Annotated in this window: 19 protein-coding genes; 12 read left to right on the top strand and 7 right to left on the bottom strand. The window is 60.6% G+C overall.

What is annotated here, in order from left to right:
* Position 1: 1 nt before the first annotated feature.
* From KQI84_17825 to KQI84_17815, 3 genes are read right to left on the bottom strand one after another with little or no spacing between them, the layout of a single operon-like run.
* Positions 2 to 1,900: an extracellular solute-binding protein gene (locus tag KQI84_17825; protein ID MCB2156739.1), complete on the bottom strand. Its 1,899-nt coding sequence runs from the start codon at positions 1,898 to 1,900 to the stop codon at positions 2 to 4.
* Positions 1,901 to 1,918: 18 nt separating this feature from the next.
* Positions 1,919 to 3,010, bottom strand: a complete 1,092-nt coding sequence (locus KQI84_17820; protein MCB2156738.1) for an ABC transporter permease subunit — start codon at positions 3,008 to 3,010, stop codon at positions 1,919 to 1,921.
* A gap of 3 nt (positions 3,011 to 3,013) precedes the next feature.
* Complete coding sequence (locus KQI84_17815) at positions 3,014 to 4,024, bottom strand: ABC transporter permease (GenBank protein MCB2156737.1); 1,011 nt, start codon at positions 4,022 to 4,024, stop codon at positions 3,014 to 3,016.
* 404 nt (positions 4,025 to 4,428) lie between these two features.
* Between KQI84_17815 and KQI84_17810 the strand changes: the two genes are divergently transcribed.
* The 6 genes from KQI84_17810 (at position 4,429) to KQI84_17785 (ending at position 12,688) form a co-directional block, all read left to right on the top strand.
* Positions 4,429 to 6,198 (top strand): acyl-CoA dehydrogenase family protein, encoded by a 1,770-nt coding sequence (locus KQI84_17810; protein MCB2156736.1) that lies wholly within the window; start codon positions 4,429 to 4,431, stop codon positions 6,196 to 6,198.
* Between the two features lie 98 nt (positions 6,199 to 6,296).
* A complete protein-coding gene (locus tag KQI84_17805; protein MCB2156735.1) occupies positions 6,297 to 6,713 on the top strand; it encodes a CoA-binding protein in 417 nt (138 codons plus the stop codon).
* Between the two features lie 6 nt (positions 6,714 to 6,719).
* Complete coding sequence (locus KQI84_17800; protein ID MCB2156734.1) at positions 6,720 to 7,862, top strand: cobalamin-dependent protein; 1,143 nt, start codon at positions 6,720 to 6,722, stop codon at positions 7,860 to 7,862.
* 288 nt (positions 7,863 to 8,150) lie between these two features.
* On the top strand, positions 8,151 to 9,995 hold the full coding sequence (locus tag KQI84_17795) for a hypothetical protein (GenBank protein MCB2156733.1): 1,845 nt from the start codon (positions 8,151 to 8,153) through the stop codon (positions 9,993 to 9,995).
* A 117-nt stretch (positions 9,996 to 10,112) separates the two neighbouring features.
* Positions 10,113 to 11,489, top strand: coding sequence for a DUF1446 domain-containing protein (locus tag KQI84_17790; GenBank protein MCB2156732.1), 1,377 nt, complete (start codon positions 10,113 to 10,115; stop codon positions 11,487 to 11,489).
* Entirely contained in the window at positions 11,486 to 12,688 is a 1,203-nt protein-coding gene (locus tag KQI84_17785; protein MCB2156731.1) for an enoyl-CoA hydratase/isomerase family protein, read from the top strand. The genes KQI84_17790 and KQI84_17785 overlap by 4 nt, the downstream gene beginning before the upstream one ends.
* A 12-nt stretch (positions 12,689 to 12,700) precedes the next feature.
* Here the strand turns inward: KQI84_17785 and KQI84_17780 are convergent, their stop codons facing one another.
* The gene (locus tag KQI84_17780) at positions 12,701 to 13,009 is read right to left on the bottom strand and encodes a YdhR family protein (GenBank protein MCB2156730.1); all 309 of its coding nucleotides are present in this window, start codon (positions 13,007 to 13,009) and stop codon (positions 12,701 to 12,703) included.
* Between the two features lie 476 nt (positions 13,010 to 13,485).
* Here KQI84_17780 and KQI84_17775 point away from each other — a divergent pair, with 476 nt between their 5' ends.
* From KQI84_17775 to KQI84_17750, 6 genes are all read left to right on the top strand, one after another.
* On the top strand, positions 13,486 to 14,961 hold the full coding sequence (locus KQI84_17775; GenBank protein MCB2156729.1) for a hypothetical protein: 1,476 nt from the start codon (positions 13,486 to 13,488) through the stop codon (positions 14,959 to 14,961).
* 166 nt (positions 14,962 to 15,127) lie between these two features.
* The gene (locus tag KQI84_17770; protein MCB2156728.1) at positions 15,128 to 16,087 is read left to right on the top strand and encodes a polysaccharide deacetylase family protein; all 960 of its coding nucleotides are present in this window, start codon (positions 15,128 to 15,130) and stop codon (positions 16,085 to 16,087) included.
* A gap of 72 nt (positions 16,088 to 16,159) precedes the next feature.
* On the top strand, positions 16,160 to 17,068 hold the full coding sequence (locus KQI84_17765; GenBank protein MCB2156727.1) for a hypothetical protein: 909 nt from the start codon (positions 16,160 to 16,162) through the stop codon (positions 17,066 to 17,068).
* A gap of 2 nt (positions 17,069 to 17,070) precedes the next feature.
* Positions 17,071 to 17,988 carry a hypothetical protein gene (locus KQI84_17760; GenBank protein ID MCB2156726.1) on the top strand — a complete coding sequence of 306 codons (918 nt, stop codon included), beginning with the start codon at positions 17,071 to 17,073 and terminating at the stop codon, positions 17,986 to 17,988.
* A 199-nt stretch (positions 17,989 to 18,187) separates the two neighbouring features.
* A complete protein-coding gene (locus KQI84_17755) occupies positions 18,188 to 19,165 on the top strand; it encodes an AraC family transcriptional regulator (protein MCB2156725.1) in 978 nt (325 codons plus the stop codon).
* A 24-nt stretch (positions 19,166 to 19,189) separates the two neighbouring features.
* The gene (locus KQI84_17750) at positions 19,190 to 19,684 is read left to right on the top strand and encodes a GyrI-like domain-containing protein (GenBank protein MCB2156724.1); all 495 of its coding nucleotides are present in this window, start codon (positions 19,190 to 19,192) and stop codon (positions 19,682 to 19,684) included.
* Positions 19,685 to 19,786: 102 nt separating this feature from the next.
* On the opposite strand, the gene KQI84_17745 is transcribed toward KQI84_17750, so the two are convergent.
* From KQI84_17745 to KQI84_17735, 3 genes are all read right to left on the bottom strand, one after another.
* Entirely contained in the window at positions 19,787 to 20,131 is a 345-nt protein-coding gene (locus tag KQI84_17745) for a DUF86 domain-containing protein (GenBank protein MCB2156723.1), read from the bottom strand.
* Positions 20,128 to 20,412 (bottom strand): nucleotidyltransferase domain-containing protein, encoded by a 285-nt coding sequence (locus KQI84_17740; protein ID MCB2156722.1) that lies wholly within the window; start codon positions 20,410 to 20,412, stop codon positions 20,128 to 20,130. Before KQI84_17740 ends, KQI84_17745 begins: the two co-directional genes overlap by 4 nt.
* Before the next feature lie 176 nt (positions 20,413 to 20,588).
* Positions 20,589 to 21,617, bottom strand: a complete 1,029-nt coding sequence (locus KQI84_17735) for an aspartate-semialdehyde dehydrogenase (GenBank protein ID MCB2156721.1) — start codon at positions 21,615 to 21,617, stop codon at positions 20,589 to 20,591.
* Between the last annotated feature and the right edge of the window lie 210 nt (positions 21,618 to 21,827).

Below are 21,827 nucleotides of genomic sequence, written 5' to 3'. Positions count from 1 at the left end.
GTTATTCCTTCGTGGAATACTGCGCCTGCAATCCGTAAGGATCCACGTCGATGACGCTGTCGAACGGAAGCTTCGTTCCCGCCTGCATCGCTTCCTTCAGGCGAGCTTCTTTGTCCGGGTCGATCCAGTAGACTGCCCAGTCGGTGTACTGCTCCGTGCGGCGCGGGAAGTAGCCTTCCGGGAAGCACAGGTTATCCCAGTACATGAAACGGATATACGGCGCATCCCAGAAGGGAATGTAGAACGCCTCGTCCTGGATAATCTCATCGAGCTTGTGCATCGCGTCCATGCGCTTCTGCTTGTCCATGTCGAAGCGGTAGACATCGATCAGCTTATCCGTCTCCGGGCTGCCGAAGCCCCAGATGTTGTTGTTGTTGGTCGTCTTGACGAATTCGCTGCTGAAGTACTGGTACGGGCTCGGATAGAAGCCGGCGGTGCGGCCCGTCATGATCATCTCGAACTTGCGCTCCAGGCCGTACTCGAAGGCCGTCGCGGGCGAAAGAACCTTGAGGTTCACTTCGATGCCGAACTTCTTGTAACCTTCCTTGATGACCGTCATGTGGCGTTCCATCGACTTCGAGCCGTAAATCAGCTCGAAGCTGGCGCGTTGTCCCGTGTCCTTGTTGATGAAGATACCGTCCTGGCCGCGCTTTACATATCCGGCCTTGATCAGTTCCTCGCGGGCCTTCTTGGGATCGAAGCCGTAAGGCTTCAGGTCCTTGTTCTCGTACTCCGTGCCCTCGAACGCAGAAACCTGACGGTAGTAGGCGTTGTACATCAACTTCTGATTCAACTCGTCGAAGTTGAAGAGATACTGCAGCGCTTTGCGGAAGTGCTTATTCTGGAAGATGGGGACGGAGAGGTTCATGTTCAGGCCGTAGATGCCCGAGGGAACCTCGACGAACTCACGCTTCTTGTGAACCCAGCCGTCGCCGAATGGCGGGAAGTTGTCCTTCTCCAGCTTCTCGGCCCAGATCGCAGCCGTCGTCACCGTGTAGAAGGATAGCTCGCCCTTCTGGAAGTAATCCAGCGCACGCTCCACCGGGATGACCTTGATGACGATCTCATCCGCGTTCCACATACCTTTCCAGTAGTGCTTGTCCTTGCCCCACCAATCCTTGATGCGGCTGAAGACGACCTTCTTGCCCGACTCCGCGGCCGTGATATGGTAGGGACCGACGACGATCGGGTACTTGTTGTTGTAATCGTTCACGTAATTGTCGTCGAGTGTGTAGAAGTGGGCGGGCATGGCGAACAGATTGTAGTCCGCCAGGGGGCGCCAACTCGGACGCCGGCCGACGATCTTCACGACATGATCATCGATCGCCTTCACTTCCTCATAGTAGTCGTTCGCGTACTGATTGTAGAAGGGGTCGACGATGTACGGGCTCTTGAACATCTCCCAGGCGAAGACCACATCCTTCGCCGTCACCGGGACGCCATCGCTCCACTTCGCGTCGGAATCCAGCTTGTAGTACACTGTGCGGTTGTCATCCATGACGGCCCAATGGGTGGCCAGCCAGGGAATGTAGTTGTCCGTCTCGGGGTGACGGGCAACGAGCGCAAAGTCCATCGTGAAGGAGCGGTTCCAACCGGCAAACGAGTCGTTGGAGTTCGGCCCCATCAGACGGAACGTCAGCGGATAGTCGTCCATGTAGGTGAAGAACGTGCCGCCCTTGAGAGCAGCCGGATCGCCGATCGGCGGATCGTCGTAGTTCGTTTGCCAGTCGATGTCCTCGGGGGCCATTTCAGGGCTGAGCGGGAAGGTTTCCTGGGCGGGCTGGGCTTCCTCGGCCGACGTCTCATCGGTCGAAGCAGCCTCTTCGTCCTGCGCGTACGCTGGAACCACGAACAGGGCGAGCAGCGTCGCGAATGTCAACAAATGGCGGATTTTGAGCATAAAACCTCTCCTCGCGAGTTATTTGTACTTCGCGTATTGTTTGGGGTCGAAGGCTTCTCGAACAGCTTCGCCGATTAAAGTGACCAGAATGAGCGTGAATGCGATAGCAAAGAACGGCGAAAGCGTCAGCCAGATCGCATCGCGATTCTCTGGACGAAGGGCCTGCTGGATCATTTCACCCCAACTGGCCGTCGGAGGCGGCAGGCCGTAGCCGAGATAATCAAGGCCTGTCAACGCGCCGATCGCGCCCACGATGGCAAACGGCGTGAACGTCACGAGCGGCGTCAGGCAGTTCGGCAGCAGGTGCTTGAAGATAATGCGCGCATGGCTGGCACCATAAGACTTAGCAGCCAGGCAATATTCTTTGGTCTTCTCACGGTACATTTCTGTACGCATGTAGAACGTGATCGTGATCCACTGGAAAATGCCCATGATCAGGATAAGCGACCAGAACGACGGCCGGAAGATCGCCGCCATGATGATCACGACGTACAGGAACGGGATGGTCGACCAGATTTCGATGATGCGCTGCGAAAAAATATCAAACCAATGTCCAATATATCCCTGGAGACACCCGATCACTGTGCCGACGAACTGGCCGCATGCAACCAGCGCCAGCGCAAAGAAGATCGACACGCGGAATCCGTACAGCAGGCGCGCGAACACATCGCGGCCCTGAGAATCCGTGCCGAGCAAGTGCTTGGAATCCGGAGCGTTTGGCGGAGGGGCATCGTAACCGAAATCCGACTCGTAGGGATTCCAGGGGACCGGCGGCATGATCATCCAACTGTCGGAGCCCTCCTCCTTCCATTGCTGTTGAAGGCGGCGGTAGTCCGTTTCGCCCTGATCGTCGAATCCCCATTCGTCGGTCTGGCCGAACTGATACATGGGGAGGATCTTCCCATTCTGCAACACGTGCATCATGCCGGGGAAGGCGATCTTCCCTTCGTGGGAAATAACGATGGCTCGGCTATTGGCGATCATCTCCGAGAACAGCGAGATGAAAACGGCGATCAGGAGAATAATCAGCGAGTAATATCCACGCTTGATGCGCCGGAAACGCTGGATACGGCGCTGCGTGATCGGGTTCAGTCGAAAGAGCTTCCTCATCCCTTATTCAAACCTCACCCGGGGATCAACGAATGCCACACAGATATCGGACAGCAGGTTGCCCAGCAGCATCAGGATCGAACTGATCACGGTCATGCCGAGAACGATCGGGTAGTCGCGCGCCTCGATGGCAGTGATGAGCAACTTGCCGATGCCGGGGATATTGAAGACCGTCTCGATCAGAACGGACCCGACCAGGATGATACTGATATTGTTGCCGAAACTGGTCGCCAGCGGAATCAACGAGTTGCGCACGGCATGTCCGAACACGGCGCGCGGCCAAGTCAGTCCCTTTGCCAACGCGGTCTTCACGTAGTCGGCACCCATGTTCTCCATCAGCGAATTCTTCATCAACATCGTCATCACGGCGAACGAGCCAATCAGGTAACAGATCAGCGGCAGGATGGAGTGATGAATGGTGTCGATAATCTTCTTACCCATGCTGAAATCGGCGAACCCCTCGCTGTGGAATCCACCGAGCGGGAACCACTCCTTCTTAACCGCAAACAGCACAATCAGCACGGCCCCAAGGGCATACCCTGGAACAGCATAGCCGGCGAAGATCAGCAGCGAGGTCGTGTTATCGACCACCGTGCGGTGTTTGATCGCCTTCACAATGCCGAGTGGTATACAGATCAGGTAGACAAAGACCGTTGTAATGAAACCGTAATAGATCGAGACTGGCAGCCGATCGCCGATGATCTTGATGACCGGTTGGGTATAGCGGTAAGACGTGCCGAGGTCGAGTTTGACGATGTTCCACAGCCAGGTCAGGTACCGCATCGGAATCGGTTTGTCGAAGCCGTAGTATTTCTCCAGAATCTTCAACTGCTCCGGAGGCAGGGACATCACTCCGCCAGACTGGTTGCCGTGCTGGCCACCGCCGCCGACTTCGCCCTGTTCGGTGGCACCGGCCATGCGCATCCGCATCTGGTCGATGGGGCCACCGGGCACAAACTGACAAAGCACGAAGGTAAAAAGAGTGATTCCGATAAAGGTCGGAACCATAAGCATGATGCGCCGGAGAATGTAAGTTCTGAGCGCTGCCGAACGGGACTTCACTAAGCGTTCCTCTCCGGGGGCAAAAGTCTCCCTGCGGCTAACCAAGCCGCGGGGCAATTCTCTTCCCAAGCCCTCTTCGTCCCGGAATCGCAACGAAAAAGTGCTGGGGGCGGGCACTTTGGCACCTATGACACCCGGGGACCAAGGGAAAAAGAGCCGGGCCTCTCGACCTTATCGTGGGTGGCGATTCGGCCGCGCTCCCCCACCGGCATTTCCGCCACGATTTCGGCACCTCTCGGCTCGAAAATGTGCCCAGAATCCCGGTTTTGGACCGATCCACGATGGGACCGGGTCTTGCGTCTTCCTCTTATTCGCTTATGACACTACCGTGACCCCACCCCAGGAGTATGGTCGCCATGTCCGTGATGGATAAGAAGACACAACAGCCCGGCATCAGCTTCCTGACCCACGTCATCTCCCCCCAGGACGCGGGATTTCCCGAAGATAAGTCCAGTGAACAGAGGGAACTCCAGGAAGCCGTCCGTGCCTTTCTGGAAGGCGAAGTCGTCCCTCGCCTGCACGAGCTGGACGAGGATCGTGACGCACACGCGCCGGACCTCCTTCGCCAGTTTGGCGAAATCGGCCTCTTCATGGCCGAAGTCGAGGAGGAATTCGGCGGACTGGGGCTTGGGATCTTCTCGGCCATCGCCATGATCGAGGAACTCGGCCGTGCCGGGTCCTTTGGGGTCGCCGCCATGGTCCAGCAGGGCATCGGCATGCAGCCCACGATGACGTACGGCACGGAGGAGCAGCGCGCCGCGCACCTGCCCGGGCTGGCCGACGCCTCGGTCATCGGCGCCTACGCGCTGACCGAGCCTTCAAGCGGCTCCGACGCCCTGTCCGCTAAGACGACCGCCGTCCGCGATGGGGACCATTGGATCCTGAACGGCACGAAGCAGTTCATCACCAACGCCGCCTGGGCCGGTCTCTACACGGTCTTTGCCCAGGTCGACGGCAACAAGCTGACGGCCTTCCTGGTTCCACGCGAAGCGGAGGGCTTCAGCGTCCTTGATGAAGAAGACAAGATGGGCATCAAGGGCTCCTCAACGTGCGGACTGAAGCTCGAAAACGTCCGAGTCCCCGACAGCGCCCGCCTGGGCGACATCGGCCGCGGGCACAAGATCGCTCTCAATATGCTGAATCTGGGCCGGCTGAAGCTGGGCGCTACGATGCTCGGCGCGAACAAGCGGGCCCTCCGCGAGGCAATCCGCTACGGCATGGAACGAAAGCAGTTCGGCCAACCGCTGGTCAGCTTCGGGATGATCCGCCAGAAGATCGCCGACTGCGCCGCGCTGATCTTCGCCGGAGAGGCGATCGCCTACCGCACGTCGCGCCTGATCGAAGACACGGTCGAGATCCTGGCGCCGGCCGAGGGCAAGCAAGCCGCCAAGCGCCACGCCAGCGAAGAATTCAACGTCGAGTGCGCCATCGCGAAGATCTTCCTGACCGAAGGCGCCACCCGAGTCGCCGATCACGCCGTCCAGATGCTCGGCGGCTACGGCTTCTGCGAGGAGTACCCCGTGGCGCGGAACTATCGCGATGTTCGCGTGTCCCGCCTGTATGAGGGAACCAACGAGATCAACCGCATGGTGGTCGTGAACAGCATCATGCGGCGAAGCGTAAAGGAATCGGTCGTCGACCAGATCCGCGCCCGTAAGGTCGAGAGCGGCGATCGCCTGGCGGCCGTCGTCGAGGAACTGCGCCAGGTCTTCGCCCGCGCCGTCGAAGCCGTGCTGGCGAAGCTCGGCGACCCGAAGAAGCTGCGCGACGAGCAGGAACTGCTGGCGGCGCTGGCCGAGATGGCGATTCAGATATACGTGGCCGACAGCGCCGCGATGCGCTCGGCGAAGATGGCCGCCCGCGACGACGTCGACCAGCGCTGGAAGGACTTCGCCCACCACGCCGCGATGCTGGCCGTCGCCAATGCCGGTCGCGAAACGCGCAACCAGAGCGAATCGCTCTTCGCCGCCGTGATGGAGCCCGAAGCCGCTGCCGAGCAAATCGCCTCGGCCGGCCGGCTGTTTGTACTCTCCATCAATCGCGTCGAGCACGAGCGCGCACTGGCTGCCGCACTTATCGAATTGGAAGGCGAGTGGCCGGAGCTTGCGCCAGCGCCGGAGGAATGACGATCCGCCTTCGCTTTGACAAGCTTCGCCGGACAGGTTAGGTGAGAGCGGTCGACGGAATTCCTCGAAATTCCGTCCAAACGATCCAGGAGGAGATCATGCCATACACCGAACCAACCGATGAAGAAGTCCGCGAGATACTGAAGACCACGAAGCGCATCGCCGTGGTTGGTCTGTCGCCGAAGCCACACCGCGCAAGCTATCAGGTTTCGGAAGAAATGAAAGATGCCGGCTACGAGATATTACCGGTGCACCCTCGCGGCGGAGAGTGGCTCGGCCAGGAGGTCTACAAGACACTGGCCGAAGTACCCGGGCCGATCGATATGGTGAATGTCTATCGCCGTAGCGAACACACACCGGAAGTCGCCAAAGAAGCCGCCGACGTCGGCGCCAAGGTCTTCTGGTTGCAGTTGACGATCGCGAACGATGAAGCCGCCGAAATCGCACAGGCGGCCGGAATGAAGGTCGTCATGGATCGTTGCCTAAAAATCGAACACCGCCGATTGATGGAGTAGCCCGCCATGCCTGAAACTCCCAGTGCCCCGTTCCGCGTACTAACCGCCGTCGCGCTTTGCGATGGCCACGACGCCGCGATCGTCGGCGTCAGTCGTGCGCTGCGGCACGAAGGACTCGAAGTCATCTATCTTGGCTTTAATAAGAGCCCCGCACAAATCGTTCGCGCCGCGATCGAGGAGGATGTCGACGCGATCGGTATCAGCTCTTACAACGGCGGGCACATGGAGTTTCTGGAAGACGTTTTGAACGATCTGCGCGCGGCCGGTGTGTCGATCCCGGTAGTTGCCGGGGGCGGCGGAACCATCACCGGCCGCGACACGGAACAACTCAAAGAAATGGGCATCGCCGAAGTCTTCGCGCCCGGCATGGCGTTGTGGGATATCGCAAAGCAGGTCCGCGCCATCTGCGCCGCCAATCGCGCCGACGATCGACAGCTTGATGCCTTGGTAGATGATCTGGCGGCCGGAAAACCCAACGCCATCGCCCGTGCACTCTCCATCGTCGAAGACACTGCACAGGATTTCGAAGGGGCGACGAAACGCCCCTTCGTGATCGGCGTTTCTGGAAACGGAGGCGCGGGCAAAAGCACCTTGATCGACGAGTTGCTGCTGCGTTTCAGCGCCGCCGGCAAACACCGCGTCGCCGTTGTCTGCTGCGATCCAACAACGTCACGAAATGGCGGCGGAGCGCTCCTTGGCGATCGCATTCGCATGCTGGCCGCGGACAAAGGCGGCGTCTACATCCGCAGCCTCGCCACACGCAATAATCCCGGCGGCGTGAGCGGCGCTCTCGGCCGCGCGGTGAAGGTCCTGTCTGCGGCGCCGTTCGATGTGATCGTTCTGGAAAGCGCCGGCATCGGCCAGGCGGACAATCCGTTCGATGGCCTCGTTGATCTGAACGTGTACGTGATGACGAGCGAATTCGGCTCGGCGCTGCAGTTGGAAAAAACCGTCATGCTGGAGCAGGCGGACATTGTTGTGCTGAACAAGTGCGATCAACCGGCATCCGCCGCTGCACTGAAGACAATTCGCGCCCGCCTGCGCGCGGAAGGTCGCCCGTTCGAGCTCCTCGGCGTCACGGCCGTCCGGCATCGCGACGAAGGCGTGGACAAGTTGCACGAATTGCTGGAGGAACGAATCGGGAGGTGACGACGTTTCTATCGCGGCCCTTCAGGCCGCCCTGATTGGCGCCGGGCTTTCCCAGGCCTGCGGCCTGGGCTAAGGACTTGCCGACCCGTTGGGCCTTGTCTGAATGGCGGCCCGAATGCCATAAAGGGAGACGGTGAGACGTCGAAATGGGAATGCGCTGAAGGCGCACCATTCCTTAGCCCAGCCCATCGGGCTGGGGATCGGGCTGAAAAGGAAACCGTGCCCTGATGGGGCACAACAACACTCCGGCCCGGAAACAACCGAACGAAGGAAGATCGGAGTCACCTCATGACCGCCACAATGCCGGCTCAATCTGCAGGCGTTCTCGCCGCCAGCGCCGCCGCGGTGCGCGCTTACCATGATCGCGTTCCTGGCGAAGTCCAACGCGCTCGCACGGACGAATCCGCCGGTGCTGCGGCGATGGAGCGCTGGCGCAAAGCGCTCGGCGCAATTCCAGAAACGCACACGCTGAACGGCCTCAACGTCCCGGAAGTCGCGCTTCCGAATTACGACGAACCCGGCGCGGTGACTCGCTATCTTTTGAGGGAAGGCCTGCCCGGCGAGTTTCCATACACGCACTCCGCCTATCCGCGGATGTACCTGATCAAGGAAGGCGAAGAGCACGAGGAGCCCACGCGAATGTTTGCCGGCCTCGGCCTGGCGGAAGATACGAACGAGCGCTTTCACTTCCTCGCGCAGAACCAGCGCACGATTCGCCTCTCCACCGCCTTCGATGGGCCGACTCTGTACGGGATGGATTCGGATGGAGAAGGCCTGCTCGGCAAAGTCGGCGAAGGCGGCGTGGCCGTCTCGACGATCGACGATATGCAGCGCCTGTTTGCAGGCTTCGATCTGACAGCGCGCAACGTCAGTGTCTCCATGACGATCAACGGTCCGGGACCAATGTTGATGGCGCAGTTCATCGTCGCCGCCACGCACCAGCAGGCCGAAAAGTTCCGTGCAGAGAATGGTCGCGAGCCGGATCGCGAGGAGTACCTGCGCATGCGGCGCGAAACGGCGGCCGCACTGCGGGGTACCGTCCAGGCAGACATCCTGAAGGAAATCCAGGCGCAGAACGAGACTCTGTTCCCGCTGGAGCCCAGTCTTCGTCTGCTCGGCGACATGGTGGACTACACAACGCGCGTGATGCCGCGCTGGTATCCGATTTCGATCAGCGGCTATCACATCGCCGAAGCCGGCGCGAACCCGATCGAGCAACTCGCGTTCACCGTCGGGAATGGCCTCTTCTACGCGCACGAGTTCCGGAGGCGCGGCATGGATCTGAACGCCGTGGTCCCGCGCTTGTCGTTCTTCTTCCAGTTCGATCACGACCTGGAATCGGCCGTCACGGGCCGCGTTGCGCGGCGCTTGTGGTCGATTGCATTACGCGATCACTTCGGCGTCGATCCGGCGAAGGCGAAGCTGAAGTTCCACACGCAGACGAGCGGCCGCAGCCTGATCGAACAGCGCTACCTGAACAACATCACGCGCACCGCGGTGCAGTTGTTCCTGGGCTTGATCAACCACACGAACTCGGCACATTCGAACTCGTACGATGAAGCAATCACAACGCCGACCGCCGAAGCCGCTCAGATCGCAAGTGACACGCAGGCAATTCTGCTCGAGGAATCCGGCCTGTTTCGCCATATGATGGGCGTGTTCAGCAACAGCCCAGGCATGGAGGTGCTGACCGATCGCGTTGAAGCCGCCGTGCTCGACATCTGGGACGAGATCGATCATCTTGGCGGAGTCCTGGCGGCGGTCGAGCAACGCTACACGCGCGCGCGCATTCAGGATAGCTTCTACCGCATGCACGAGCAGGTCGGCGAAGGAACGCGCCGCATCGTGGGCGTGAATTGCTATCGCGACGACAAGACGGCTCGGCCGGAAGTCAATCTCTCACGCACGCCACGCGAGAAGCGCGAAATGCAGGCGGAACGCGTACGCGACTTCAAGCACCGCCACGAAGCCGGCGCCAAGGAAGCGCTCGCTCGCCTGCGCGAAACAGCCCTTTGCGGCGAAAGCGAAGTGAATGTCTTTGAAACACTCCTCGACGCCGCCGAACACGCAACAAACGGCCAAATGGTCGAAGCACTGCAAGACTGCTGGGGAAGATTCCGGCCGATGATTTAGGAGAGCAGTGGCTAGTGGCTAGTGACGAGTGGCTAGTGAATCTCTCAGGGATTCCGGCGGCCTACTCGCCACTCGTCACTCATCACTCGCCACTCCGCTCTTGGACAAGGACACACCATGATCCGCGTTGCATCCGCACAAGGCTACTGGGGCGACTGGCCAAAAGCACCGTTGCTTCAAGTTCGTTCCGGCCAGATCGATTACCTGGTTTTCGATTACCTGGCCGAAGTCACCATGAGCATCATGCAAAAGCAGCGCCGCCGGGATCCGGCGATGGGCTATGCGCGCGATTTTGTCGGCGTGATCGACGAACTGCTACCGGATTTGATCGAGAACAACATCACGGTGATCAGCAACGCCGGCGGCGCGAATCCGATTGGTTGTGCGCAGGCGCTGCTCGAACGAATCAAGGCCCACGACTCGAAGAGCAAAATCAAGATCGGTGTCGTGCACGGCGACGACATTCTCGATCGCCTGGACGATCTGCCACTTAAGGGCCTTGATCCGCACGCACCGGAACTGGCGGCGATCAAGGACTCGCTCCTGAGTGCCAACGTGTACTTCGGCGCGCGTCCGATGGTTCAGGCGCTCGAAGCAGGCTGTCAGATCATCGTGACCGGTCGCGTCACCGATACCGGCCTGACTCTGGCGCCGCTGGTGCATCGCTACGGTGTCGCGTGGGACGATTGGGACGCTCTTGCGCTCGGGATCGTCGCCGGACACATCCTGGAATGCGGCGCCCAGTCGAGCGGCGGCAACTTCCTTGGTCGAAAACTGGGGACGGAGGAGCTGGTTGAGCTCGGCTTCCCAATCGCGGAGTTTGACGGGCGCGACGGTCTCGTGATCACGAAGCACGATTCCCTCGGCGGCGAAGTTTCCACCGGCACCGTGAAGGAACAGTTGTTGTACGAAATCGGCGACCCGAAGGATTACATCACGCCGGATGTTGTCGTGGACTTCTCTTCGATTCGCGTCGAGCAGGAAGCGCCGAATCGAGTGCGCATCACCGGCGTGAGGGGCAATCCCACCACCGATTCCTATAAGGTCTCGTGTTCCTACGCCGACGGATATATGCTGTCCGGGACGATGGTCTATTCGTGGCCGGACGCCGTCGGCAAAGCGCGCCGCGCGGGCGAACTCGTCCTGAAGCGCGCAGAGAAGCTGGGTATCTCATTCGATGCCGTGAGCACCGAAACCGTCGGCTACGATGGATGCCATGGCGCAATTTCGCGCGCGGCCGTGGACGAAACGCAAGTCAACGAAGTGCAACTGCGTATCGCGGTGCGCGGACACGACAAAGAGCAACTCGCGCGCTTCGGCCAGGACATTGTGCCGCTCGTCCTGACCGGCCCTCCTGGCGCAACGGGTTTCGCCGGGGGCCGCCCTCGTCCAACAGACGTGCTTGCGTACTGGCCCGGGCTGGTCGATAAGTCCGCAGCCGAACCAAAGCTCGATATCCTCACGCTTGACGATGCAAAGGAGACCGCCCGATGAGCGTCACCGTTGCTCTCTACATGCTTGCTCACGGCCGTTCCGGCGATAAAGGGGACGCAGTCAACGTTGGCGTGATCGCCCGCCGCCCAGAGTGGTACGACTTCCTGGCGCGCGAGCTCACCGCCGAACGCGTCGCAGCGTTTCTTGGCTCGATGGCCACCGGCCCGGTCGAGCGTTTCGAAATGCCGAACCTCGACGCACTGAACTTCCTCGTGCACGGCGCACTCGGCGGTGGCGGGTCCGTTTCGCTTCAGATCGACGCGCAGGGAAAGACGTACTCCCACGCCTTGCTGCGCATGCCGGTTCGCGTGCCCGCCGAGATGTACGAGCAAGCTCGCCTGCACTGGGGGCCGGAGTTGCCACCGGAGTGCTTCCAGTTCGTCGAGGTCGACAAGAACGGTGCGCCCGGTCGCAGCGACGAAGTGCTGGCCGAGCGCGACGGCCGCGTCTTTCACATTCGCCTGAATCGCCCGGAGCGCCGCAACGCACTGACGCTCGACATGGTCCGTCATCTGCGCGACGAGATCCGCCGCGCGGCCAACGATCCCGCCGCGAAGGTCGTGCTCCTCAGCGGCGAAGGTGCCGGATTCTGCGCCGGGCTCGATCTGCGCGAACTACACGACGACTTCACGTTCGCGAGCGTCAAACTGCTGGCCAAGGAACTTGCGGCGTGCTTCGGCGACATGCTGCAACTGCCGCAACCGCTCGTTTCCGCGATTCACGGACCGGCGCTCGGCGGCGGCACCGCGCTGACCATCGTCTCCGATTGCATCTGGGCGCACGAGAGCGCGCTGTTCGGTTTTCCTGAAGTGAAAATCGGCTTTGTCCCCGGCCTCGTTTCGACAATTGCGATGCGGCGCCTGCACGCGTCCGCGGCCCGCGAACTGATGCTGAGCGGACGCCGCGTCAAAGCCCCCGAAGCCTACGCGCGCGGCTGGGTGCATCATCTCGGCGCCGGCGATGATCCGCGCCACGTCATCGACGATGCACGTGCCTATGCCGACGAGATGGTGCGCACAAACAGTGACGGCGCGATGCGGCGTTCCAAGCAACTCGTTAACGCGCCGGAGATTCCCGGCATTCTCGCCGACATGGCGAACGTCGTCGAACTCTTCGCGTCGTACTCGCAGGAAGAGACCTTCCGCCACGGCCTGGAATGCTTCTTCGCAAAGAAGCCACTGGACTGGAGCGACGCGTAGCCCGCCGCAAACCTACTCGGCGATCGGCCCACGATCCGGACGCAGGGGAAAGAGCACTTCATAAGCTTCCGGTCGCACGTCGACTGCCTCGTAGGCGATCGGGATGCTCTTCGCCAATTCCGTCGCACGGAACGCATCGAGCGATGCCTGATCCTCGAAGAAGTACACGCCGCATGCATCGCCGGTCTTCGGATCGAGGCCGTAGATTTTCTGGATAAGCCCTGGAACTTCAAGAAACTGCGGCCGTCGTTCGGTCGCCCGCCGCACGAGCTCTTCCGACTCCAATTCCGACTTGATACGCACGAACAACATGATCGCCATCTTGGCTCTCCTGGAGCTTGAAATGCTCCCCTCGTCCGTATCGCGCCCTTCTGGTGAACTTGCACCGAATGATGGATGGGCCCCCCGCGCGGCTTAACTGTCAACGCCAACATATTGGACGCGCGCCAGCGGCGACGGGGCACTGCACGGGACAACTGCGGGGGGTTGCACTCCCGTTCGCAACCCTTTCCGACCGCCGCCATACCGTTCACGATACCAATTGAGCGTTATTGGACCAGACAGGTGGTCACGCGCCCTACCAGGTCCGAATCTGCCGATTTAATTGCAGACCGGTCCAAAAAGGGGTTGACGGGGAGCCCCCGCTTGGATTTGTTATCGATAACTCTACGCGAGTTAGAATTTGAGGAACACTAGCCGTGCCAAGCGCCCCGCACCGCCCCCAGCAGGCCCCATCAACCACCACCGTAAACCGCGGGCGCATTGCACACAACTTCCTCCCCAAGGAGATCCTCCCCATGCACCAGCGTTCTGTTAGCCGTATCTGCGCGTTCGTGGCCATGGTCCTGCTCGTCGGGTCCAGCGCGTTCGCCCAACAACTCACCGACAATTTTGACAACCCGACCTATGACGGCAGCTTCGATAACACCGTCTGGCAGGTGAACACGGACGCCGTGGCCGGCGCCGCCGTTCAGAACTCCACGACCCAGGTCCTGACTCTGACCACTTCTTACGCCGGTTGGAACCAGACGACCCTGTTCGCCAACAACAAGATCGACATCACCAACAGTGCGGACAACCTCGGCACGCCGATCTCCTTCACGATTAATGAGTGGAATGTTGACGTTAATCGCACTACAGGATGGGGTGATAATGTCGACGTGAACCTGAAGGTCCAGTTGGACGACACGGCGACGACTGTCGGCCCGGGCGCCCACGACATGTACTCCTACGCGGGCGCAATGTTCGGCGTGTTCTTCGTCTATGATGTGGACGTGCCCGACAAGCTGAAGGTCGAAGTCTGGGAGAAGAATGCCGGCGAGACCACGTCCGGTACTGGCAAGACCAACGCCGTAATCGAGCTGTTCGGCCTTTCCTATCCGCTGGATGTCGACCTGGTCGTCAACGACTTCACGTACCAGTTGGCTCTCGATGGCCAGTTGGTTCTGGAAGGCCCGACGAACATCAATATCAGCGAACTGAGCGAAACCCCCTCGTTCATGCTGAACTTCGGGCAGCAGGACTGGGGCCATGGCAGCGTCCAAATCTCCGCCGTCTCCGTCGGCGATGTGGACACCGGCACGCTCAATCGTCCGACCACGGTGGAAGATGATTTCGCGAACGCCACCTATGATGGCGGCATCGACGAAACGAAGTGGGAAACGCTCGGTGCCGATCCTGGACAGGGCACGATTGCCCAGGGCTCCGGCGCGCTGGCGGTGACGCCCGGCAATTTCGCATGGGCACCTACCAGCGTCGACGCCCGCGAGGCGATGGCCTTTGACGGCGGCAGCATCTACATCTCCACCGACGTCAACGATATCTCCGCGATCACCGGCCCGATGCGCGTCGAAATCGGCGCCTACAGCGCCCTCTGGGTCTGGGATAGCTACGATGGCGGCCAGGCAGACGTGGTCGCACATCTGGCGGTCCAGGATGGCAACACGACCGGCACGCTGCAGGTCTTTGCCAAGAGCCCGAACAACTACGGCGACAACGGCCCGCAGCTGGCAAACAGCGTCATCACCCTGCCCAGCACACCCTTCGGCTTCGAGATCCAGGTCGGCGAGTCGACCTTCGACGTCTACATCAACGACTCGCTCGAAGCGTCCGGCACGCACGCGGCCGACTTCTCCGAGTACGGCCAGGCCCACGGCCACTTCGCAATTCAGAACATCGACTGGGGCCGCGGCACGATCGTGCTGGATAACCTTCGCGTCTCGAAGCAGACCCAGTTCACCAACGTGAACGACTGGTACTTGCTCGAACACTAATCAGCCTCCAACTCCTGTCAGGTGGTACCTGCGCCGCCTGAAATTCACCGGGCCCCTGCACACCGCAGGGGCCCGGACGTTTTTTGAAACGGGCACGAATTGACTCGCGGTCGGGGCGACAAGTAGTGAACGTATCTTGTTGGCTCCATTCAGGGAAACGCGCGCTATGCCCTCCAAGTCCTTCCAGCCTCCCGCATTCGTCCAGGTCGACGTCGATGGCCTGTGGGCCGTGCGGCGGTGCTATGGACAGAAGGAAGGCGATTCCTTTGAGCGCGATCCCGCCTGGCAGCAGGGGATTCCCAATCTCCTCGATCTGTTCGCGGACCACGGCGTGCCGGCCAGCTTCTTCCTCGTCGGACGCGATCTGCAATTGCCTGCGAAACGCGCGCTGGCTCGCCAGATCGCCGGCGCCGGTCACGAGATCGCAAACCACAGCTACACGCACCGCATCGGCCTGACGCGTCTGCCCGTCGGCGCGATCCTGGAGCAGATCACCCGCACCGACCGTATCATCCGCGCCGCGGGACTGCCCGCACCAATCGGATTTCGTTCACCGGGCTACGATGTCGATGCGCGCGTTCTGCGAGTCCTGCGGCGACTGGATTACGTGTACGATGCCTCGGTTCTGCCGACGGCGCTGGGGCCGGTGCTGCGCGCGGCCGATGCGTGGCTGGCGCGCCGTATCCAACCGGGCAAGCGCCAGTTCGGCCGCCTGGCCTACGTGCGTGCGCCGCGAGCGCCCTACTTCCCGCAGCCGCATCGCCTGCGCAAGAAAGCTGCGTCGTTTGCCGATTCCCGCCTGATGGAGTTTCCGGTCACGACACTGCCGCCGTTCGGCCTGCCGCTGACAGGCGCGGCGATCGTCGCGCTCGGGCCAGAGCGCACCATCGCGGCCCTGCAGCGCCTCGCGACGCGTCGACGCCCCGTGCTGCTGCTGCTGCACGCCATCGACCTGACTGACTGCACGACGCCGATCATCTTCCGCCGACGACGCCCGCGCACCGGTGGCTTCAACCAGTCCGCCGAACAAAAGCGCGCCGCGATCGAACCGGTGCTGGAGTTCATCGCGAGGAACTACCAGGTCGAAAGAGCGCGAGACTTCGCAACGCGTTACGCGGAGCTCTGAGGAAACAAACCCACCCTCCGTCCCCACAGTCCAGTTCTCATCAGGGCCAGAATTTCTCATCGAGGTGAGACGATGAAAGCGATCCCGCTTGTTCTGTCCCTGGCGCTCGCGCTGGGGGTCTCGGCGCTTGCCGAAGACAACCAATGCAAGTCCGCGTTCATTCCGGATGAACCGCAGCAGGAGATGGAAGAACTTCGAGCCAAGATCGAAGCCGAGGCCGCGAAGCTGCCCGACGATCATTGGGCCGGCCTATATCTGCAGGAAAATTGTTGGGTGGCCGTCGCCCCGCATTACGGATTTCTGTATGAATCATACGGATGTTGCCCGCCGTTCTTTCGACTTCATGGCTCCGTAGCAGAGTTTGACGACCAACTTTACCTCTCTCTGGAATGCCCGGTTATAAGCTGGTATCCGAGCGAAATCTATGCGGACATGATCCCCATTCGCTGGGGGGAACGATTCTATCTTTCTCCTCCGGGACAAATGAAGGGATTCTGCAACTATGTGAATTCGGGGGAGGAGCCGCGCAACTCGATGTACGGGTTCTGCTACCTGCGCGAAGGCGATGAAGCAAAGCCCGCCCCCGGCCTGCCCCAAGTCCCGGAAGAGTATCGGAAGTGGCTGCTGGAAGAACCTCTGGAAGCCACCATCCTGGAAGTCGGGGACCTGGTGACGAAGGAGACGAAATACGGCGAAGACACGGGCGTTTGGTTCAAGATCGATGCCGGATCAAGCGACGGCGTTTTCGAGGGTATGAGATTGTGGGTGATGGAGCCAAGTGCAGGCGGGTCGTTTTGGATTTCATCGGTGGATGAAAACACCTCGAATGGATGGATCTCCACGGGGGCATCTGACCGCGTGCCGACTTTGGGGGCCTCCGTCACATCGCGCTCTCCACGTGGGAAGAGAATGCGCGCGGCCGCAGAAGAAGCACAGGGGGATTCACCACGAAGTCACGAAGAGCACGGAGAGGGATCGTGAGGATGAGAATACCCGCTGGGGTTGGCGTCTTGATTACTCTGCTGGTTCTTGCGGGATGTGTGTCTTCTGGAGGCGGGAAGTCGTCTGTCACGGTTGATGATTTGCCCACCATTCCCCCCCGGCCGGCCTGGAGCGAGGCCGCCGAACAAAAGGCAGAGGAAATCGCGCGCGAATTGGAAGGGCTTGCCGATCATCCGTGGGCGGGCAAATACGATGCGGGCGTGTCGCTTAGCGCGCATTGGACTCTGCTGGTCGCCCCGAAGAGCGGATTCGTCTTCAGCCAACGGTCCTGCTCAGGCATGGACGCACAGAACTGGGGACGAGTCACCGAGAGCGATGGCCGTCTGCATCTGCTGGGCGACGATTCTATTGCGGAATCCAACAAGCTCAATCTACCAACCGAACTGATCCTGGTCCCGTGGGGCGAGCGCGTGTACGCAATCCCGGAACGGCAAATGCCGGCGTTCTGTAGTTGGGTGAATGCAGGACTGGAGCCCCGCACCAAAGAGAATGGCGATGCGCTGCTGCGTGAAGGCGGATTGAAGAAGCCGGCAACGGGGAAACCCACATTACCGGCGAGGTATCTTCCGTGGTTGCTGGATGCGCCGATTGTAACAAGGGTCATCAATGTCGGGGATGTCTCTACCCGGGAAACCCCGTCTACATGTACGAATCGCGATACCGCGGTGAGGATCGATGCAGGAACAAAGGATGGCGCCTTCGAAGGCATGATCCTGTACCCCGTCGATCCTCCGGGCGAGGGGCCCGTTCGCGCAAGTCATGTCTACACGACCTCGTACGCAATCGTGCTTGTTGCAGAGGAGTCGGAGAGCCTCGCGATGATTCGAGAGGAGTGTGTGAGCACTCCCCCGCCGGCCGTCGGGTGGAAGCTCTCAACTGCCCCTGCGCCAAAGAATTGAATCACCACGAAGTCATAAAGAGCACGAAGTACCTTCGCCCTGACTCGTACACGTACTCGCACTCGAACTCGTACTCGAAACCGCTTCCCTCGCCTGCCCATCCTCCGCTTCCACTCGAAATTCCTGTCGCCTTCTCCCGGGCGATCGGGTACAGCTGCCTGTATCTTTCCGGGATTTGGGATTTCACGAGGTCTTCGGCATGTCTGAACCGCTCTCCCCCGCCGATGCGGTGCGCGAGGAGTATCGCGCACGGATTCATCGCGTGATGGATTACATCGAAGCGCACCTGGCCGAGCCGTTGCCGCTGGAGAAACTCGCCCGCGTCGCGAACTTCTCGCCGTTCCATTTTCATCGCATCTTTCGCGGTATGACGGGCGAAACGTTGAATGCATTCGTGGCGCGCCTGCGCGTGGAACGTGCCGCGCAGAAGTTGATCGCGAATCCCCGCGATTCGGTCACGCAGATCGCCTTCGATTGCGGCTTCTCCGGCTCGGCACCGTTTGCGCGCGCGTTCCGCGCCACCACCGGAATGAGCGCCACCGAATGGCGTCGGCGCAAGATCGGCCAATCGAATAGCAAGATCGATCAATCGATTCGCAAGCCTCGGAAAGACTTCACAATCCACGTTGAGTACATTGCGACCGGCTTCGGCCACAAACCGACATGGAGGATTGCAATGAGCAAGGAAATCACCGCGGAAGTTGAAGTGAAAGAAATGCCCGAGATGTGCGTCGCGTACATCCGCCACACGGGACCGTTCAAGGGCGACGCAAAGCTGTTCGAAGGGCTCTTTGCGCGCTTGTGCCAGTGGGCGGGGCCGCGCGGGTTGCTGCAGTTCCCGAAGACCCAGATGCTCGCCACCTATCACGACGATCCGAACATCACCGAGGAGGACAAGCTGCGCCTTAGCGTCTGCGTCACCGTCCCGCCGGAGACGGTCGTCGACGGTGAGATCGGCAAGATGACGATCGCTGGGGGCAAGTACGCCGTCGCGCGCTTCGAGCTGCTGCCCCCCGAGTTCGAAGACGCCTGGACCGGCCTGATGGGCGGGTGGTTTCCGCAGAGCGGCTACCAGCCCGGCGACGGCTTGTGCTACGAGCTCTACCACAACGACCCCAAACAACACCCCGAAGGCCGCTGCGTTGTCGACCTGTGCGTGCCCGTGAAGGCGCTGTAGATCGATTCCTCCAAGGAGCCACCGATGACCCCGAAAGCAAGCAGCATCGAAGTGAAAGAAAAGCCCGCGTTCGATGTGGCAGTCGTCCGCCACAAAGGTCCGTTTCGCGCGGGCGATGGCGAAGCCTTCATGGGCGTGATGCAGCGCATGTTCGCATGGGCGGAGCCGCGTGGGTTGGTACGCTTCCCGGAAACGCAACTGCTTGCCACCTACGAGATCGACCCCGACGTGCCGCGCGAGGACGCATTGCGCATGGCGATCTGCCTGACCGTCCCGCCGGAAACGCCGGCCGAAGGCGAAGTCGAACGTTGCGTGCTTCCCGCCGGCAGGTACGCCGTCGCACGCCACGAACTGCTCCCGCCGGAATATCAGGCCGCGTGGGATCAACTGATCGAAGAGTGGATCCCCGCCCAGGGGCTCACGATCGACGAGCGGCCGTGTTACGAGCACTACCTGAACGATCCGGACACACACCCGGAAGGGCGCTGCATCGTGGATATCTGCGTGCCGGTGAAGTAGTTGGCTCAGCCGAAAAACAAACCGCCCCCCGGCGCATTGCCAGGGGGCGGATCTTCTTTAGTCAGCAACCCGGTCTTGCGTCGGGAATTCTGGCCATCCCCCTCAGGTTCGTGGCGAAAGCTCCTTGAGGATTCGGCGGACGTTCTCCTCGAATCCGGGCAGAACTTGGCTGACCACGTTCCAGACAAGTTTCAGATCAACACCAAAGTAATCGTGGATGAGTTTGTCTCGCATGCCCGCGATCTGACGCCAGGGAATGTCGGGATTCGCAGCCTTGAGTTCAGGGGAAAGACGCTTGGTGGCCTCACCGATGACCTCCAACTTCCGAAGAATAGCATCCTGGGTTTTCTTGTCCGCAAAGAACTCCTCCTCCCCGCCTGAAGCGTAGGTCAGAGCATCAACAACCGCATCGAGAATGTGCAGGAGAAAATCCCGATCCGTTTTCATAAGGGCAAGGCGGTGCTGAGGACTTCGTCGCGAAGGATGGGCGAAAGACCGGCAGGAGTCAGGACCTGAACCGGGAAACCGAGGAGCTCCTCAAGTTCCTGCTCAAGTCCGATTGCATCGAGCAAGCTTCGATCTTGGTCGAACTCAACCAACAAGTCGAGGTCACTGTCGGGTCGCTCCTCGCCGCGGACGCGAGAACCAAAGACACGCACTCTCCTCGCTCCGTAGCGCGCAGCTACGCGGATAATCTCTTCGTTCGGGAGTGTGCCGATCGACTTCATTACGATGCTCCTGGCAACCAACTCATTGATTCTGGTTGGGTTTGTCCCCGGATTGCAAGCCCATCCTGGTCATCTGACATGGCCCCAGAAACGACTTCAGAGCATTCAGCCGGAAAACAAACCGCCCCCCGGCGCACTGCCAGGGGGCGGATCTTCTTTGGTGAGCAATCAATCCGTCAGGCAGAAAGCAGCCCGGTCTTGGCCAGCGTCTCGCCGATCTGAACGGCGTTGAGCGCAGCGCCCTTGCGCAGGTTGTCGCTGACGACCCACATATCGATCGCCGTGCCTTCCGGCTTCGAGATGTCCTGGCGAACGCGGCCGACGTACGTCTCGTCGCGCCCTTCGCTGTAGATCTGCGACGGATACTGGTTGTTGGCCGGATCGTCGACGACAACGCAGTTCGGAATCTGTGCGATCAGCTCGCGAACCTGCGCGGGGGTGACCGGCTTGCCGAATTCGCAGTTCACGGATTCGCTGTGGCCGCGGAAAACCGGAACGCGCACGCAAGTGGCGGAAACCATGATCTCCGGCGCCTCCAGAATCTTGCGCGTCTCGTTCACCATCTTCATCTCTTCCTTGGTATAACCATTTTCCTGAAAGACATCGATGTGCGGCAAACAATTGAACGCGATCTGGTGCGGATAGACCTTGATGTCGAAGTTCGGATCGCCCTCGAGAATCGAGATGCTCTGATCGCGCAGTTCCTCCATCGCCTCGGTGCCGCTGCCGCTGACGGACTGGTAGGTCGCAACGACGATGCGCTTCAGACCGAACTTCTCGTGCAACGGCTTCAGCACCTGAACCATCTGAATCGTGGAGCAATTCGGGTTCGCGATGATGCGACGGGAAGGGACCTTGGCGATGGCGTGCGCGTTGCACTCGGGCACCACCAGGGGAACGTCCTCGTCCATGCGGAAGGCGCTCGTGTTATCCACGACGATAGCACCGCGGTCTGCAGCCACGGGAGCCCATTCCTTCGAGATGGAAGCGCCGGCGCTGAACAGAGCCAGGTCCACCCCGTCGAAGGACTCGGGTGTGACGGCCTCGACTGTCAGCAGCCCGCCGCGGTAAGGATAACGACTCCCCGCGGAACGTGCGGAAGCCAACAGGCGGACTTCCTTTGTGGGAAACTGACGCTGCTCAAGAACTCGCAACATCTCGCGACCGACGGCGCCCGAGGCACCCAAAATAGCTACAGTGTACATAATGTAAATCCTTGCTTCATGTCTGATTCCAGGGCATTTCGCCGCTGAGTGGGAACCCAACCCTAACAGCCCCCGCAAAATCAAGGGAGATCGATTGGCCCAGCGTCATAGTTTCCATGACAAGCCGTGGAAACGCCGTCGGCGCCATCCCCTAAAACGGAATGGTTCTGGCATGGTAAACGAATGAAAGTTCGCGAGGGACCTGAGGTT

It is taken from the genome of bacterium (genome assembly GCA_020444065.1).
Lineage (GTDB): Bacteria > Sumerlaeota > Sumerlaeia > SLMS01 > JAHLLQ01 > JAHLLQ01.
Note: the sequence above shows the minus strand (reverse complement) of the source record. Positions and strands in the feature narration are given on the sequence as shown.

Excerpts from the sequence above, each read along its gene's own strand:
- KQI84_17825 (MCB2156739.1), bottom strand. The coding sequence starts at position 1,900 with ATGCTCAAAATCCGCCATTTGTTGACATTCGCGACGCTGCTCGCCCTG.
- KQI84_17820 (MCB2156738.1), bottom strand. The coding sequence starts at position 3,010 with ATGAGGAAGCTCTTTCGACTGAACCCGATCACGCAGCGCCGTATCCAG.
- KQI84_17815 (MCB2156737.1), bottom strand. The coding sequence starts at position 4,024 with ATGCTTATGGTTCCGACCTTTATCGGAATCACTCTTTTTACCTTCGTG.
- KQI84_17810 (MCB2156736.1), top strand. The coding sequence starts at position 4,429 with ATGTCCGTGATGGATAAGAAGACACAACAGCCCGGCATCAGCTTCCTG.
- KQI84_17805 (MCB2156735.1), top strand. The coding sequence starts at position 6,297 with ATGCCATACACCGAACCAACCGATGAAGAAGTCCGCGAGATACTGAAG.
- KQI84_17800 (MCB2156734.1), top strand. The coding sequence starts at position 6,720 with ATGCCTGAAACTCCCAGTGCCCCGTTCCGCGTACTAACCGCCGTCGCG.
- KQI84_17795 (MCB2156733.1), top strand. The coding sequence starts at position 8,151 with ATGACCGCCACAATGCCGGCTCAATCTGCAGGCGTTCTCGCCGCCAGC.
- KQI84_17790 (MCB2156732.1), top strand. The coding sequence starts at position 10,113 with ATGATCCGCGTTGCATCCGCACAAGGCTACTGGGGCGACTGGCCAAAA.
- KQI84_17785 (MCB2156731.1), top strand. The coding sequence starts at position 11,486 with ATGAGCGTCACCGTTGCTCTCTACATGCTTGCTCACGGCCGTTCCGGC.
- KQI84_17780 (MCB2156730.1), bottom strand. The coding sequence starts at position 13,009 with ATGGCGATCATGTTGTTCGTGCGTATCAAGTCGGAATTGGAGTCGGAA.
- KQI84_17775 (MCB2156729.1), top strand. The coding sequence starts at position 13,486 with ATGCACCAGCGTTCTGTTAGCCGTATCTGCGCGTTCGTGGCCATGGTC.
- KQI84_17770 (MCB2156728.1), top strand. The coding sequence starts at position 15,128 with ATGCCCTCCAAGTCCTTCCAGCCTCCCGCATTCGTCCAGGTCGACGTC.
- KQI84_17765 (MCB2156727.1), top strand. The coding sequence starts at position 16,160 with ATGAAAGCGATCCCGCTTGTTCTGTCCCTGGCGCTCGCGCTGGGGGTC.
- KQI84_17760 (MCB2156726.1), top strand. The coding sequence starts at position 17,071 with ATGAGAATACCCGCTGGGGTTGGCGTCTTGATTACTCTGCTGGTTCTT.
- KQI84_17755 (MCB2156725.1), top strand. The coding sequence starts at position 18,188 with ATGTCTGAACCGCTCTCCCCCGCCGATGCGGTGCGCGAGGAGTATCGC.
- KQI84_17750 (MCB2156724.1), top strand. The coding sequence starts at position 19,190 with ATGACCCCGAAAGCAAGCAGCATCGAAGTGAAAGAAAAGCCCGCGTTC.
- KQI84_17745 (MCB2156723.1), bottom strand. The coding sequence starts at position 20,131 with ATGAAAACGGATCGGGATTTTCTCCTGCACATTCTCGATGCGGTTGTT.
- KQI84_17740 (MCB2156722.1), bottom strand. The coding sequence starts at position 20,412 with ATGAAGTCGATCGGCACACTCCCGAACGAAGAGATTATCCGCGTAGCT.
- KQI84_17735 (MCB2156721.1), bottom strand. The coding sequence starts at position 21,617 with ATGTACACTGTAGCTATTTTGGGTGCCTCGGGCGCCGTCGGTCGCGAG.